Origin of the sequence: Blautia sp. HCN-20427 (assembly GCF_037890365.1) — a bacterium.
GTDB lineage: Bacteria > Bacillota > Clostridia > Lachnospirales > Lachnospiraceae > Blautia.
Genome location: NZ_JBBKBX010000029.1, coordinates 15967 through 31458, shown reverse-complemented (window position 1 = coordinate 31458; position 15492 = coordinate 15967). Strand labels below are relative to the sequence as shown.

At 45.9% G+C, this 15492-nt stretch carries 15 protein-coding genes and 1 riboswitch; of the genes, 10 read left to right on the top strand and 5 right to left on the bottom strand.

The window, feature by feature from the left end; genetic code table 11:
• Positions 1-5 precede the first annotated feature (5 nt).
• Positions 6-659, bottom strand: coding sequence for a Crp/Fnr family transcriptional regulator (locus WKT17_RS14385; RefSeq protein ID WP_291683547.1), 654 nt, complete (start codon positions 657-659; stop codon positions 6-8).
• A gap of 84 nt (positions 660-743) precedes the next feature.
• Here WKT17_RS14385 and WKT17_RS14380 point away from each other — a divergent pair, with 84 nt between their 5' ends.
• Positions 744-1325: an ATP-binding protein gene (locus WKT17_RS14380; RefSeq protein WP_173750229.1), complete on the top strand. Its 582-nt coding sequence runs from the start codon at positions 744-746 to the stop codon at positions 1323-1325.
• A 55-nt stretch (positions 1326-1380) separates the two neighbouring features.
• Here WKT17_RS14380 and WKT17_RS14375 read toward each other — a convergent pair whose 3' ends face one another.
• Positions 1381-1827, bottom strand: coding sequence for a GatB/YqeY domain-containing protein (locus WKT17_RS14375; protein ID WP_173750228.1), 447 nt, complete (start codon positions 1825-1827; stop codon positions 1381-1383).
• Between the two features lie 56 nt (positions 1828-1883).
• The gene (locus WKT17_RS14370; RefSeq protein WP_173750227.1) at positions 1884-2522 is read right to left on the bottom strand and encodes a trimeric intracellular cation channel family protein; all 639 of its coding nucleotides are present in this window, start codon (positions 2520-2522) and stop codon (positions 1884-1886) included.
• Positions 2523-2680: 158 nt separating this feature from the next.
• Here WKT17_RS14370 and WKT17_RS14365 point away from each other — a divergent pair, with 158 nt between their 5' ends.
• Together WKT17_RS14365 and WKT17_RS14360 are read left to right on the top strand one after the other, a co-directional pair.
• Positions 2681-4000, top strand: coding sequence for a sodium-dependent transporter (locus tag WKT17_RS14365; protein WP_173750226.1), 1320 nt, complete (start codon positions 2681-2683; stop codon positions 3998-4000).
• 14 nt (positions 4001-4014) lie between these two features.
• Positions 4015-5379, top strand: a complete 1365-nt coding sequence (locus tag WKT17_RS14360; RefSeq protein WP_294542305.1) for an alanine/glycine:cation symporter family protein — start codon at positions 4015-4017, stop codon at positions 5377-5379.
• Between the two features lie 129 nt (positions 5380-5508).
• Here WKT17_RS14360 and WKT17_RS14355 read toward each other — a convergent pair whose 3' ends face one another.
• Positions 5509-6564, bottom strand: a complete 1056-nt coding sequence (locus WKT17_RS14355) for an acyltransferase family protein (RefSeq protein ID WP_173750224.1) — start codon at positions 6562-6564, stop codon at positions 5509-5511.
• A 166-nt stretch (positions 6565-6730) separates the two neighbouring features.
• On the opposite strand from WKT17_RS14355, the gene WKT17_RS14350 reads away from it, so the two are divergent.
• A complete protein-coding gene (locus tag WKT17_RS14350; RefSeq protein ID WP_291683549.1) occupies positions 6731-8197 on the top strand; it encodes a CapA family protein in 1467 nt (488 codons plus the stop codon).
• A 26-nt stretch (positions 8198-8223) separates the two neighbouring features.
• Here the strand turns inward: WKT17_RS14350 and WKT17_RS14345 are convergent, their stop codons facing one another.
• Positions 8224-8436: a GTPase gene (locus tag WKT17_RS14345; RefSeq protein ID WP_173750222.1), complete on the bottom strand. Its 213-nt coding sequence runs from the start codon at positions 8434-8436 to the stop codon at positions 8224-8226.
• Positions 8437-8576: 140 nt separating this feature from the next.
• Between WKT17_RS14345 and WKT17_RS14340 the strand changes: the two genes are divergently transcribed.
• The 6 genes from WKT17_RS14340 to guaA all read left to right on the top strand — a co-directional run bounded on the left by WKT17_RS14340 (position 8577) and on the right by guaA (position 15388).
• Positions 8577-9920, top strand: coding sequence for an MATE family efflux transporter (locus tag WKT17_RS14340; RefSeq protein WP_291683550.1), 1344 nt, complete (start codon positions 8577-8579; stop codon positions 9918-9920).
• Between the two features lie 15 nt (positions 9921-9935).
• Positions 9936-10433: a Cys-tRNA(Pro) deacylase gene (ybaK, locus tag WKT17_RS14335; protein WP_291683551.1), complete on the top strand. Its 498-nt coding sequence runs from the start codon at positions 9936-9938 to the stop codon at positions 10431-10433.
• 83 nt (positions 10434-10516) lie between these two features.
• Positions 10517-11860 (top strand): MATE family efflux transporter, encoded by a 1344-nt coding sequence (locus WKT17_RS14330; protein WP_291683552.1) that lies wholly within the window; start codon positions 10517-10519, stop codon positions 11858-11860.
• A 13-nt stretch (positions 11861-11873) separates the two neighbouring features.
• Positions 11874-12551 (top strand): pentapeptide repeat-containing protein, encoded by a 678-nt coding sequence (locus WKT17_RS14325; RefSeq protein ID WP_173750218.1) that lies wholly within the window; start codon positions 11874-11876, stop codon positions 12549-12551.
• Positions 12552-12625: 74 nt separating this feature from the next.
• Positions 12626-12713: riboswitch (NiCo riboswitch) on the top strand.
• A gap of 85 nt (positions 12714-12798) precedes the next feature.
• A complete protein-coding gene (locus WKT17_RS14320; protein WP_173750217.1) occupies positions 12799-13701 on the top strand; it encodes a cation diffusion facilitator family transporter in 903 nt (300 codons plus the stop codon).
• A 142-nt stretch (positions 13702-13843) separates the two neighbouring features.
• The gene (gene guaA, locus WKT17_RS14315) at positions 13844-15388 is read left to right on the top strand and encodes a glutamine-hydrolyzing GMP synthase (protein ID WP_180211162.1); all 1545 of its coding nucleotides are present in this window, start codon (positions 13844-13846) and stop codon (positions 15386-15388) included.
• The last annotated feature ends 104 nt before the right edge of the window (positions 15389-15492 follow it).

The following is a 15492-nucleotide window of genomic DNA, read 5'->3' as shown; positions in this document are numbered from 1 at the left end:
CTTTTTTAGTCCAGTTTCTGATAAAGGGTAAATTTGTTTTTATGAAAATCCAGAATACCTTCTTTTCGCATTTTTCCCAGTTCTTTGGAAAGCGCACTGCGGTCCAGATTGAGATAGTCGGCCATACCCTGACGGTCAAAAGGGATTTCAAAAGCTGTGCTGCCTGTACGGACAGCCTGTCCCGTGAGATAAATCAGAAGGCGCTCCCGGATGGTTTTTGGGGTGGTGCAGAAAATTCGGTTGGAGAGAATCAGGTTTTTCTGCACGGAAATCCGCAGCAGATTCTGCATAATGACAGAACGGCAGGACGCTGCCTTTGGCGAAAGATACTGCAGGCGTTCCAGGTTTAAAAACAGAATTTCCGAAGGTTCAGCTGTTATGGCAGATACCATCATGGGTTCTCCGCAGAAGGCATAAGTTTCCGCAAAGACCTGTCCCTGGGAAATATGACTTAAAATGCTCCGATTTCCCCACAAATCCGTATTCTCTACCACCACGCTTCCGGACAGGACAATGCCCAGTTCCGAAATGGTATCCCCCATGTGAAAAATAGTGGTATTTTTAAGAAATTGCTGCTGGCGCATACAGCCCTGTTGTCTTAGTAAATCCAGTTCTTCTTTATTGATTTTATGAAAGATAGGAATTTGAAAAATTTCCATAAGTCTTCCTTTCCGTGGTTTTAACCACTGAATTGCTGTCTGCATTATAGTATGATAAGGACACAAAAGCAAGGGAGGTACAAGATGATTCGGAAAATTATTGAAATACAGGAAGAGAAATGTAACGGCTGCGGACTCTGTGCTTCAGCCTGCCACGAGGGTGCTATTGGTATGGTAGACGGGAAAGCCAGACTTTTGCGGGAGGATTACTGTGACGGACTGGGAGATTGCCTGCCTCAGTGTCCTACAGGTGCAATTACCTTTGTGGAGCGGGAAGCAGCGCCTTATGATGAGGCAGGGATATCCCGGCTTAGACAGTGGCCCTGTCAGATAAAGCTGGTGCCGGTAAATGCGCCGTATTTTCACAAAGCAAAGCTGCTGATTGCAGCAGATTGTACGGCTTATACCTATGCTGATTTTCACAGGGACTTTATGAAAGGAAAAATTACCCTTATCGGGTGTCCGAAACTGGACGGGGCAGATTACAGCGAAAAGCTGACAGAAATTATAAAAAACAATGACATCAGAAGTGTAACCATTCTTCGTATGGAGGTGCCTTGCTGCGGAGGTCTGGAGATGGCGGTAAAGAAAGCGCTTCAAAACAGCGGAAAATTCCTTCCCTGGCAGGTGGTGACTATTTCCACAGAAGGGCAAATTTTAGATTAGAAGAAATGAGGCTGCCGCATAAAGTGCGGCAGCCTCATTTAAAAACAGAGAGGGTTTACTGCAGCATGGAAGCCAGCACCTGATTGACCAGTTTTCCATCGGCAATGCCTTTTACCTTAGGCATGAGTACTTTCATAATGCGGCCTTTGTCTTTGCCTGTAGGAACTGTGATTTCCAGTTCTGTAAGCACACCCTGAATCACTTCTTTGATTTCGTCCTCATTCAGCATTTTCGGGGCGAATTCTTCATATACGGCAATTCGTTTGGTACATTCTTCTATCAGGTCTGTTCTGTCCTCCGGGGTCAGTTCCAGAGTTTCTTTTGTCTGTTTGATTTCTTTTAAAACCACTTCGTTTTCTTCTGCTTCTGTCAAATCTTCGCGCTTGTCAATGGCTTTGTTTTTCAGAGCGGACAGCAGCATGGACAGAGATTCTTTCCGTTCTTTGTCACCTGCTTTCATGGCAGTGACCATTGCTTTTCTGACTTCATCAATTTTGCTCATGGCTTAACATCTCCTTCACACATTTTCTATTAAGTATAGCACTTTTTTGCGGTACGTCAATGAATCCGCAGGAGATTCCAGTGAAAATGTGTGGCCAGAGCCCGGACAACCACGGTGACACAAAGACCCAGAAGCATGCCGGAGGCCTCGCCTACAGAATTTCGGCACGCTATATAGACAATGCCACCTGCAATGGAGGCGCTGGCATAGATTTCCCGCACCAGAATATAAGGGGTCTCCCCAGCCATAATGTCACGCACCACGCCGCCGCCTACACCGGTGAGCACACCGATGAAAATAAAGAAGAAAGGGTTGTCTTCTGTCACCAGCCGGGAAGCTGTCTGAATACCCAGTACCGTAAAGATGCCAAGCCCCACAGTATCGCACCAGAGCATGATTTTATCATAGATTTTATTCTTTATTTTAGAATGCAGAATGTTCGGAGTGGTGTATACAATGGCAAAAAGCAGGGTGGAGGTCAGAGCCGCAAACAGGATATAGACCGGTTTGGCAAAGGCCGTGGGAGGCGTGACCCCTAAAATTACATCACGCATAATACCGCCCCCAACCGCAGTGGTGGCACCCAGAATATTGACTCCGAAAATATCCATTTTTTTCTCAATGGCAATCATAGCGCCGGATGATGCAAAGGCGATGGTTCCTATGATTTCCAGGATAAAAATAAAAGTATCCATAAGTATCTCTCCTGTGTAAATATATCAAACATAAATATACCACAAATCTGCAAAAAAAACGTCAGAAAGTCCAAGGGTTTTGGTTGACTTTCCCAGGGTTCTTTGTTACATTGAAGAGGCATAGTTTTAAAATTTAACGCAGCAGGAGGTAAAAATAGATGCATACGCATAAAAACGGGAGTTTTACCAACTCTTTAGGGTTTGTGCTTGCCTGTGTAGGCTCTGCGGTAGGACTGGGAAATATCTGGATGTTCCCCTATCGTCTGGGCGAATACGGCGGGGCGGCCTTTTTGATACCATATATTTTGTTTACTTGTCTTTTTGGCTTTGTGGGACTTTCCGCAGAATTTGCCATTGGAAGAAGGGCAGGAACGGGAACACTGGGGGCTTACGAGCATTGCTGGTCTGCTATTCATAAGAAAAAAATAGGAAAAATCATAGGATGGATTCCCCTTCTTGGCTCTCTGGGCATTGCTATCGGCTATTCTGTTATTATTGGATGGGTTCTGAGATTTTTAGCCGGTTCTGTGACGAATACGGTTATGGAAAGAGACTCTGCAGAATACTTTGGAGAAGTGACGGCAATGATGGGGAACGTTCCCTGGCACATTCTGGTCATTGCCCTTACGGTTCTGCTTCTGGTGTTTGGAGCAGCGCCCCTGATTGAGAAAGCAAATAAGATTCTCATGCCTTTGTTTTTTCTGCTTTTTGCAGTTCTGGCAGTTCGTGTATTTTTCCTGCCGGGAGCAAAGGAAGGATACGAATTTCTCTTTGTTCCAAAATGGGAAGCGCTGGCGAATATGGATACCTGGGTGATGGCCATGGGACAGGCGTTCTTTTCCTTATCCATTACCGGTTCGGGAATGATTGTGTACGGCTCTTATCTGAGTAAGAAGGAGGATATTCCAAAGGCTTCTCTTCAGACGGTATTTTTTGATAGCATTGCAGCCATGCTGTCCGCGCTGGCCATTATGCCGGCAGTTTTTGCTTTCGGAATCGAGCCGTCTTCAGGGCCATCTCTGATGTTTATAACCATTCCGAACATTTTCAAGCAGATGCCTATGGGAAGGTTGTTTTCCGTGATGTTTTTCCTTTCCGTATGTTTTGCAGGAATTACCTCTCTTATTAATATGTTTGAGGCAGTGATTGAAAGCTGGCAGAATAAATTCCAGATAAAGAGAAATCATGCAGTACTGCTGTGCGGCGGTCTGACTCTGCTGGTAGGTCTGTTCCTGGAAGAAGAGGCAAGAGTGGGGCACTGGATGGACTTTATTACCATTATTGTGGTTCCTTTTGGCGCTGTGCTGGGTGCGGTTTCTATCTACTATATCCTGGGCTTTGACAGAATCAAAGAGGAACTGGAAACGGGAAGAGAAAAGAGACTTCCGGGGCTTTTTAAACCAGTGGCAAAATATATTTATGTGCCTTTGGCTGTAGTTGTATTTATTCTGGGACTGGTTTATAAGGGAATCGGCTGAGAAGAGGTGTGAAAATGAATCGTTTGCTGCCTGTTTTAGAAAAGATACAGACCGTGGTATGGGGACCGCCTACGTTGCTTTTGCTTCTGGCAACGGGGTTGTATTTTACCATAAGACTGAAAGGTCTCCAGATTACAAAATTGGGTCTGGCTATTAAGTATATTTTTCAAAAAGAAGAGGGAGAGGGGGATGTGTCGGCGTTTGCTTCCCTGTGTACTGCTCTGGCGGCTACCATTGGTACAGGAAGTATTGTGGGTGTGGCTACAGCTTTGCGGGCAGGCGGACCGGGCGCTCTTTTCTGGATGTGGGTGTCTGCTTTTCTGGGGATGGCTACCAAGTACGCAGAAGGCCTTCTGGCGGTAAAATACCGTTCCGTGGATGAGAACGGGCAGATTTGCGGCGGCCCTATGTATTACATACAAAACGGTATGGGAGAGAAATGGAAATGGCTGGCAAAGCTGTTTGCCTTCTTCGGGATTATGACGGCCATGCTGGGCTGTGGAACCTTTCCCCAGGTCAATGCCATTACAGAATCCACCAGTGAAGCCTTCGGGCTGCCAGTGTGGCTCATCGGTGTGGTGGTGGCTGTGGCGGTAGGCTGCGTGGTGCTGGGAGGAATCAAATCCATTTCCAGTGCGGCAGAATTGATTGTGCCTTTCATGGCTATGTTTTATGTGCTGGGTTCTCTGCTGATTCTGATTCTTCATGCACAGCAGATTCCGGAGGCCCTGAAACTCATTGTAACTTCTGCCTTTACCCCTCATGCAGCAGTGGGCGGGGCGGCAGGAACAGTATTTATTTCAGTCATGACTGCCATGCGGACAGGCGTTGCCAGAGGTGTGTACACCAACGAGGCGGGACTTGGAAGTTCCCCCATTGTAGTGGCAGCGGCCAAAACCAAATCCTGTGTGCGCCAGGGGCTGGTTTCCATGACCAGCGTGTTTTTTACAACGATTGTTATCTGTACCATGACGGGAATTGTGGTTATCACTTCCGGTTACCTGGACGTTCCGGGACTGGACGGCGGGAAACTGTCCAATGCAGCGTATAATTCGGGTCTTCCGGGGAATCTGGGAATGTATATGGTTTCCATCGGATTGATTTTCTTTGCCTTTACCACGATTATCAGTTGGTGTTATTATGGGGAAAGATGTCTGGTTTACCTGTGCAAAAGTGTGAAGTGGATTTTTGTATACAAGGTGCTCTACATTGCCTGTGTGGCGGCTGCGCCTTATCTGGAACTGCAGCCTATCTGGCTGTTGGCAGATATCACCAATGCCTGTATGGCCTTCCCGAATCTGATAGGACTTTTGGGACTGAGCTCTGTAGTCATAAAGGAAACCAGGGATTATTTTGCGGAACTGAAACCGCAGAGGTGAAACACGGATTATCAGGAATAAGAAAAAGGCTGTCGCCTTAAGTGCAGATGGGGAGTTCAGTTCTCCTAATTGCAGCTTAAAGCGACAGTCTTTTTCATAAGAATAATATTGCAGAAGAAAAGAGCGGTTCTAACGTGCCATTCTGCCTTTAGAGCGGAAAAAGGGGAGTTGTCCGCCCCGCAGTGCAGGAGGTCCGGGCAGCTTTGGCAGCTTCGGCAGACGCACCGGAAAGGAAGAGATACGGTTTACAAACCGATTGGGGCGGTCACAGGCCAGCAGGAAGGTAATTCCCACACAGGAACTCAAAAGCAGAACGGTTTCGGTATAGGTGTCTACATTTTCCAGCAGAGGAGTTGCCTTTAAAACGCTGTAAAGCAGTCCGTGAAACAGGTAAATGGGCATGGTGCGCACGCCCAGCACGGAGAAAAAGTACCGCTTTCTGGGAATGACAGCAGACAGGGCAAAAAACATCAGGAAAGAAATCACATAGCAGCCTGCCCGTACCAGCAGACCTTCCATTCCCGGCATATCCATATCTTCGTAGGAATAGCGTCCGTAGAAAATAAAGGTGGTCAGTTCTGTACCTGTCAGGAATGCAGTGCCGAGGAAAAAGCACACAAAGGCTGTCAGGCTGAGGGTAAAAGCCTTCCAGTGACGGCGCAGGATTTCAAACCAGTCTTCCTGAAAATAGTAGCCTGCCAGGAAAAACGGGTAAAAGAACAGGGTCCTCGGAATACTGAAAAAGTTGCCAAGCTGGGTGTAGCCAATGAGCAATCCTGCCGTAAAGGCGATAGCCATATTTCCAGGGATTTTCTGAAAATAAGGAGTAATGATTCTCCAGAAAAACAGCGCCATCAGATACCACAGAGAAAATTTGGGGCGATTCAGGTACAGCCCGGTTTCCTTATGTATCACGAAAACGTACAGGAAATAGTACAGAAGTTCGTAGACAAAATAAGGAATCACCAGCTTTTGAATCAGTTTTTCAAGGCTCATGGCTCTTTTGGAGAAGAAGCCTGAAATAAAAATAAAGGCAGGCATGTGGAAAGAAAAAATAATCCACTTTAAGGATTCTAAAACAGGGTTGTTTGTGTGACAGGGCTCAATAAAATGTCCCATGACTACAAGCAGAATCAGCAATGCTTTGTAGTTGTCCAAAAAATAATTTCTTGATTTCGTTGACATAATCTTCACTTTCATATTATTATGGGTATTGTAGTTAATAAATGAGCAATAAATTGTTCACAATTTTAGTACGCAAGCTATGATACAACTGTTTTTATAGAATTGCAAATTAAAAAATAATAAAGATGTATAAATTGGCAGGAAGAATTACAGAAAGGATAGAACTATGAGCGAACGTCGTACGAGAAGAGAGCAGCGGGAGGAAGAGGAAAGAAGGCTGGAACTGGAGAGGCGCAGAAGGATTGCGATAGCCAGAAAGAGACGCCAGCAGCAAATCAGACGCCAGAAGATGATGATGGCAGGAGCTGGCCTGGCTATTTTGGTCATAGGGGCAGCCGCCTTTGCCATACACGGAAAAATAGAAGAGAAAAAAGCCAAAGCAGCCCAGGAGAAGCAGAAAGAGACAGAGGCGAAAGCAAAGGCAGAAGAAGAGAATAATACCCTGCATATGGTAGCTGCAGGGGATAATCTGATTCACGATGCACTGATTAACGCAGGAAAGGAGAATGACTGGAACTTTGATTTCCTGTATGAAAATATAAAAAAGGTCATTAAGGATGCGGATTTGGCCTCTGTGAATCAGGAAACGCCTTTGGAGAAAGACCATGATAAAGCTGCAGGGTATCCTGATTTCGCCACTCCTGAGGAAGTGGGAGACGCACTGGCAAATGCAGGATTTGATATTGTGACACAGGCTACGGAGCATGCCTTTGACCAACAGGAGGACGGCATTGCGACTTCCGTTTCTTTCTGGAATAAAAATTATCCAAAAGTTTCCCTTTTGGGCATTCACAGCAAGGAAGAAGAGCGTTATCAGGTTATTGAGAAGAAAAACTTCAAGGTAGCTGTGATGAATTACAGCTGTATGCTCAGCGAAAACCACAGCATACCGGAAGACGAATCTTATATGGTAGATACTTATTCCGAAAAGAATATCAAATCGGATTTAAAGAAGGCAAAAGAAGAAGCAGATGTCACCATTGTTTACCTGCACGGAGGAAAATCCGATTCCTCAGAGCCGGATGAGAAACTGCAGAACCGTATTGATTTTCTGGCTGAGCAGGGGGCAGACGTGGTGATTTGTTCTCACCCTCATATTCTGAAGGGATATGAACTGAAAAAAAGACCGGACGGAAAGAACATGCTGGTTTACTATTCTCTTGGAAACTTTGTCAGCAATCAGTCTTCTTTAGAAAATCTGCTGGGAGGTCTGGCAGACTTTACTTTAAAGAAAGACGCAAAGACAGGAGAGGTGACGATTGAGGATTACAGCCTGATTCCTGTAGTTATGCATTACAATTCCGATTATACGGAGGCAGGTGTGTATGAACTGTCTGATTACACGGAAGCGTTGGCAAAAACCCACGGTATTCATGAGGAAAATTCAGAGGAAACCTTCAGTCTGTCAGCTTTGAAGTCTGCAGCGCAGGAAATCGGAGAAATTACCACAGGAGGCAGTCTGTCCGGGGACGGGGACTCTGACAGCGGAAACTCTGGGGACAGCAACAGTAGTGACAGCAGCAGCAACAGCGATAGTAGTGACAACGACAGTAGTGACAGCGACAGTAGCGACAGCAGCGATAATGACAGCAGTACTGGAACGAATGCAGAGGATGGAGATACGAACAACTAACTGCTAATGCAGGGGAACGGAAGCAATTATTTTTTATCTTTTTCTACATAGCAGTCCGGAGAAAAAGGCAGAATTGCTTTATAAGAATTTAATTCCCCCTGCGACTGGGGCGGTGTGGGAATCATACCTGTGGCTTCTGTGGTGGCACAGCCGTCCAGGTCATGGGCGGAAGTGGACTCTACATGATATTTGTCATCTGCGGCTATGTTTTTAGCCGCATTTTTCTTTTCTTTTTCCATGGCAATACCTCCTGAAAATCGTAAAAATTTCTGTGCTTTTTATAGTCTGGCACAAAAGAGGCAAATTATGCGGATTGACAAATTTTCTTTCAATAGCTATCCTGTATAAAGTACGAAAATAAAAAGAAGAGGTAGGAGAAATGGAGAAGACAGAAAACGCAATGGGAACGAAAAAGGTCATGCCCCTTTTGATTTCCATGTCTGTGCCGCCTATGATTTCTATGCTGATACAGGCTTTATATAATATTGTGGACAGTATGTATGTGGCAAGGGTCAGCGAGGACGCTTTGACAGCCGTGTCCATAGCCTTTCCGCTGCAAAATTTGATTATTGCGGTGTCCTGCGGTTTTGGAATCGGCTTAAATGCCTGTGCGGCCAGAGCATTGGGGGCAAAAGACGAAAAAGAAGTAAAATCTGCGGCAGCCCATGGATTTATATGCTGCGGCATACACTGGCTGCTGTTTGTGCTCATGGGCCTGTTTTTGACAGGACCTTTCCTGCGGGGCTTTACCGATGATCCGCAGATTTATAAGATGAGTTGTGAATATACCCGGATTGTGCTGTGCTTCAGCATAGGCAGCATGTATCATCTGTATTCGGAAAAACTGTTTCAGGCCACAGGCAGTATGATTCTGCCTATGATTTTCCAGGGAGTAGGAGCCATTTTTAATATTATTTTAGACCCCATTCTCATCTTCGGCTGGTTTGGCCTGCCTGCCATGGGCGTGCAGGGGGCGGCGATTGCCACCGTGGCCTCTCAGATTCTGGCAGGGATTTTGTCCATGATTTTTTTTGTGAAGAAATGCAGAGCAATTCCCATTTGCCTGAAAGGCTTCCGTCCAGACAAAACCATGCTGTGGAAAATTTATACCGTGGGAATTCCCTCGGCTATTATGATGTCCCTGCCGTCCCTGTTGGTTGCGGCGTTAAATTCCGTGCTGGCGGCTTTTTCCGCCACGGCGATTGCAGTGTTCGGCCTGTATATTAAAATCCAGACCTTTGTGTACATGCCGGCTAATGGGGTCATACAGGGTATGCGTCCCATTATGAGCTATAATTACGGGGCCAAAAACCGTAAGAGAATGAAAGAGACGTTAAAGGCCAGCCTGGAGGCTACGGGGGTCATTATGGCCATGGGAACCGTGCTGTTTCTGGTCTTTCCACAGGTGATTATGAGGCTGTTTGACGCCAATGGAGAAATGATGAAAATCGGTGTTCCCATGCTGCGTATCATCGCAGCAGGATTTCTGATTTCCACAGTGGGCTGCGTCCTGTCCGGGGCTTTTGAAGCTCTTGGAAAAGGGGTACAGTCTTTGGCGGTCTCCCTTTTGCGGCAGCTTGTAATCATTATTCCTTTGTCCATAGTGCTGTCTGGGACGCTGGGACTTTACGGCGTGTGGCTGACTTTCCCTGTGGCAGAATTGATTGCTGCCGCGGCAGGCTGTGTGCTGTACAGAAACTTTATGAAAAAACTGAATTTATAGGCAGGAGGAAGAAAAATGGGCAAGCACAAAGAAAAAGAAATTAAGACAAATGCCATGCGGATTCTGGATAAAAATAAAATTCCCTATGAAGTGCTGCAGTATGAATGTGATGAATTTATCGACGGTCTGCACACAGCCCGGAAGACAGGGGCGCCGGTGGAACAGTCTTTCAAAACGCTGGTGGTGCAGGGGAAAAGCCGGGAATATTATGTGCTGGTGATTCCCATTGCCGAGGAAGTGGACTTTAAAACAGCAGCAAAGACAGTGGGGGAAAAATCCGTAGAAATGATTCATGTGAAAGACATTAACAAAGTGACGGGTTATATCCGGGGCGGCTGCAGCCCTCTGGGCATGAAAAAGCAGTTTCCTACCGTGATTCATGAGAGCGCACAGGAATTTAGAGAAATCTATGTAAGCGGAGGAAGGATTGGAACCACTCTGAAACTGTCTCCCCAGAAATTGGCAGAGGTAACAGGGGCGAAGTTTGCTGCAATTACGGCAGAGAAAAAATAGAAGAAAACAAGCACTTGTATCCGGAAAACAGGGAGAGTATAATAACCTGTAGCAAAGTATTACAGCAATAAAGGAGTTTTCTTATGGAAACAAAAAACCGTTTTTTTTCGAATGCTGATTTGCGGAAGTTGATTGTACCGTTGATTATTGACCAGTTTCTGCAGGCATTTGTGGGACTGGCAGATTCTATTATGGTAGCCAGCGTGGGAGAGGCGGCTGTATCGGGAGTTTCTCTCATTGACACGGTCATGGTGCTGATTCTGAATATTTTCACGGCTCTTGCAACCGGAGGCGCGGTGATTGCCGGGCAGTTTTTGGGGAAGAAGCGGGAAGAAATGGCCTGTAAAGCGACAAATCAGCTTCTTTCGTTTACCTTAAAAGCCTCTCTGGGCGTGATGCTGGTGTGTTATCTGGGACGGGACTTTATCACACATGTAGTGTTTGGCAAAATCGATGCGGATGTCATGTATAACTGCAATGTGTATCTGATGATTGTCTTTGCCTCTATTCCCATGACCGCTCTTTATAATGCAGGGGCGTCTGTTTTCCGGGCTATGGGAAATTCAGCCGTGGCTATGAAAACATCCTTTCTGATGAATGCCATTAATATCTGCGGCAATGCTCTTTTGATTTTCGGTTTTCACAGAGGCGTGGAAGGCGTTGCCATCCCCACTCTGGTTTCCAGAACTGTGGCCTGTGTCGTGATGTTAGTGCTTTTGAATAATCAGAAACATGTGCTGCATATTTATCATCCGTTTTCTTTTAAGACAGATATCAGCCTGCTGAAGAAGATTCTCTATATCGGGATTCCAAACGGTCTGGAAAACAGTATGTTCCAACTGGGGAAAATTTTGGTGCTGAGTATTGTAACGGGATTCGGAACGGCCTCCATTGCGGCAAATGCGGTGTCAAACAATGTGGCGACTTTTGCAGTGCTGCCGGGTATGTCCATCGGTTTTGCCATGCTGACTGTGACGGCTCAGTGCGTAGGAGCGGGAGATTTTGAACAGGTGCATTATTATACGAAAAAACTGATGAAGACAGCGTATGCGGCTTTGGCCGCCATGAATATTCTGGTTGTGCTGGCCATTCCGTTTATTATTAAAATATATGGGTTGTCGGCAGAAGCCAGTGAATACGCGTATTGGATTCTGATTTACCATTCTGCCTGTGTGGTTACCATATGGCCCTTGTCTTTCTCTCTGCCAAATACCTTAAGGGCTGCGGCTGATGTGAAGTTTGCCATGATTTTATCGATTATTTCTATGTGGATTTTCCGCATTGGTTTCAGCGTTGTTCTGGGTGTGTATCTGCACTGGGGCGTGTTCGGCGTGTGGGTGGCCATGACCATAGACTGGCTGTTCCGCGCGGTAAGCTTTACCATTCGATACGCAAGAGGAAAGTGGAAACGGGCAGCGCTGGTTTAGCGAGGATAGGAAAATGAAGAAAAGAGGATTGAAAGAACCTTCTCTTCCGAAAGAATTGTTTCCGGTAAAACTGGGAAAGGAATTTCTGGAAGAGGCCAAGGAACAGGAAACGGAAGTTGTAAGGAGAAAAATCGAAAAAGTATATCTGACAAAATTTGACGGCAGCGGAATGTCTTTTTGGCAGACGGTGTTTCAAAACTGTCGGTTTGAGGGCTGTGATTTTCACAAAGCTTTCTTTCAGGATGTAAAGTTTGTCAACTGCAGCTTTTGCCATTCCAGTTTCTGCGATGCAAACTTTAAATCCTGTATCTTTGAGTCCTGCAAGGGTCGGGGCGCAGATTTTTACGGAAGCAGTCTGTACCATGTGCAGTTTCAGGACTGCGATATGGGAGAAGCGGTGTTTGACGCAGCAAGATTCAGTTCTGTCAAGGGACAGAATACCGATTTTTCAAAGGCGGGGTTCAGCAAATGCAGAATGTCCAACACGGTGTGGGAACAAGTCTGTTTTCGTGAGGCGAACTTTTTCAAAACCGTGCTGAAAGACCAGGATTTTACAAAGAGCTCTATTGAGGGGATTGTATTGTCTGATGAAAGGGGAGAACTGGAAGGCGCGGTGGTGAATACATTTCAGGCGTTGGGTCTGGCAAAGCGGTTAGGCCTGGTTATTCAGGACTCCGGAGAAAATTTTTAGAAAAAGCAAAGGAAAACATTGACAAATCCCGTTGTTTCACATAAAATAACAGAAACTTAGATTGTTTGTGCAAAATGAATATGGCTGAGCAGGCAGCGGAAATTTGGCATGCCGGGTCGCAGAATGCGGCAGCAGATGAAAATAAACATCTGCGGGACAGTACGAATATTGTCTCGCAGATGCTTTTTATTTTGCCGGAGTTCATGTTGCATACAATTAAATTGTATGAAAAAGAAAGGAATAAGGTATGAAAAAGCAAAACGAAGCATCTACACCGGAGGAACAAAACAGAAAGACGGCTATGCGGGTATCGGCGGTGAGCATTGCCTGGAATGTGATTTTGTCCCTGTTTAAACTGATCGCGGGTATTGTGGGACATTCCGGTGCTATGATTTCAGACGCTGTGCATTCTGCCTCAGATGTGTTCAGCACCATTGTAGTCATTCTGGGAGTCAACATTGCCAGCCGCCAGTCTGATGAAGACCACCAGTACGGGCACGACCGCCTGGAATGCGTGGCAGCTATTATTCTGGCCGTGGTGTTATTCGCCACAGGTCTTGGAATTGGAATCGGGGGAGTAAATAAGATTATCGAAGGCAGTGCCGGAAGTATGGAAGTACCGGGAATGATTGCCCTTATTGCAGCGGTGGTCTCCATTAGCATTAAGGAGTGGATGTTCTGGTATACCAGAGGCGCGGCAAAAAAGATAAACTCCGGGGCCCTGATGGCAGACGCATGGCATCACCGTTCCGATGCCCTGTCTTCGGTGGGGGCGTTTGTGGGTATTTTGGGAGCCAGACTGGGATTTCCGGTTTTAGACCCTTTAGCCAGTGTGATTATCTGCATTTTTATCGTAAAAGCGGCTTATGACATTTTTAAAGATGCCATAGACAAGATGGTAGATAAATCCTGTGACGAAGAAACGGAAAAGGCTATGCAGGAACTGATTCTGTGTCAGAAAGGTGTGAAAAACATTGATATGCTTCATACCAGACTGTTTGGGGCAAGGATTTATGTGGATATCGAAATTGCCGCAGACGGGAACATGACCCTGCGGGAAGGACATGAAATTGCCCAGCAGGTGCATGACAGAATAGAGGAAAAGTTCCCTCTGGTGAAGCACTGCATGGTGCATGTAAACCCGGTTTAAAAGGCATGAGTGAAGATTTGCGAAAATTTGGCAGTTTTCACAAGTATTTTGCCCTTGTAAATTTGAGGGCAATAATCTATAATTATTTCTATATATTTTCTCTTAGAAAACTATTCATTATAAAGAACAGGAGGACATTTCTTTGAAAAGAGAAACCGTTATTGTACTTGATTTCGGAGGACAGTATAATCAGTTAATTGCAAGACGTGTGCGCGAATGTAATGTGTACTGTGAAATCTATTCTTATAAAACAGATATTGAAAAAATTAAGGCTATTGGGCCAAAGGGAATTATTTTTACCGGGGGACCGAACAGCGTTTACCTGGAGGACTCTCCTACCTATACGAAGGAAATCTTTGAACTGGGCGTTCCGATTCTGGGAATCTGCTACGGCTCCCAGCTTATGATGCATCTGCTGGGCGGCAAAGTAGAAAAGGCTCCGGTAAGAGAATATGGAAAAATCGAAGTAACGGTGAATCAGAAGTCCAAACTTTTTGAAAACGTATCTGAAAAGACTATCTGCTGGATGAGTCACAACGATTACATCTCCCAGGCAGCGCCGGGATTTGAAATCAGTGCGCATACCTCTGACTGTCCGGTAGCAGCAGTGGAAAACGTGGAAAAAGGTCTGTATGCCACACAGTTCCATCCGGAAGTTCTGCACACCCAGGAAGGAAAGAAAATGCTTTCCAACTTTGTCTACAATGTGTGCCAGTGTTCCGGTGACTGGAAAATGGATTCTTTTGTGGAAGAGTCCATCAAAGCCATTCGTGAAAAGGTGGGCGACGGAAAAGTGCTCTGCGCCCTGTCCGGCGGTGTGGATTCTTCCGTGGCGGCTGTTATGCTGTCCAAAGCAGTCGGAAATCAGCTTACCTGCGTATTCGTAGACCACGGTCTTCTTCGTAAAAATGAGGGAGATGAGGTTGAGGCAGTTTTTGGACCGGAAGGTCACTATGATTTGAACTTTATCCGTGTCAATGCCCAGGAACGTTTCTATGAGAAATTAAAAGGCGTGGAAGAGCCGGAAAGAAAACGTAAGATTATCGGCGAAGAATTTATCCGTGTCTTTGAAGAAGAGGCAAAGAAAATCGGCGCTGTGGACTTCCTGGTACAGGGAACCATCTACCCGGACGTTGTGGAAAGCGGTGTAGGCGGTGAGTCCACTGTTATCAAATCCCACCACAACGTAGGAGGTTTGCCGGATTACGTAGACTTTAAGGAAATTATCGAGCCTCTGCGCGATTTGTTTAAAGACGAAGTCCGGAAAGCAGGTCTGGAACTGGGCATTCCGGAATATCTGGTGTTCAGACAGCCATTCCCGGGACCGGGACTTGGAATCCGTATCATCGGAGAGGTTACGGCTGAGAAAGTCAAGATGGTGCAGGAAGCAGACGCTATCTGGAGAGAAGAGATTGCAAAAGCCGGAATCGACAGAGAGATTGGCCAGTATTTCGCGGCATTGACAAATATGCGGTCTGTAGGGGTTATGGGAGACGAGAGAACCTATGACTATGCCATTGCGCTTAGAGCAGTGACGACTACCGACTTTATGACAGCAGAGAGCGCGGAGATTCCGTGGGAGGTTATTGGGAAGACCACCAGCAGGATTGTGAATGAAGTGAAGCATATTAACCGAGTTATGTATGACTGCACGGGGAAACCGCCGGCTACGATTGAGTTTGAATAATCCACACAACCACAAGAAGCCAGTATTTATGCGGGTTGCAAGCAAATTTGCTTAGTGACTGGCAACAAAATGGCAACATTTGGTGATTATTCAAAAGATAAAAA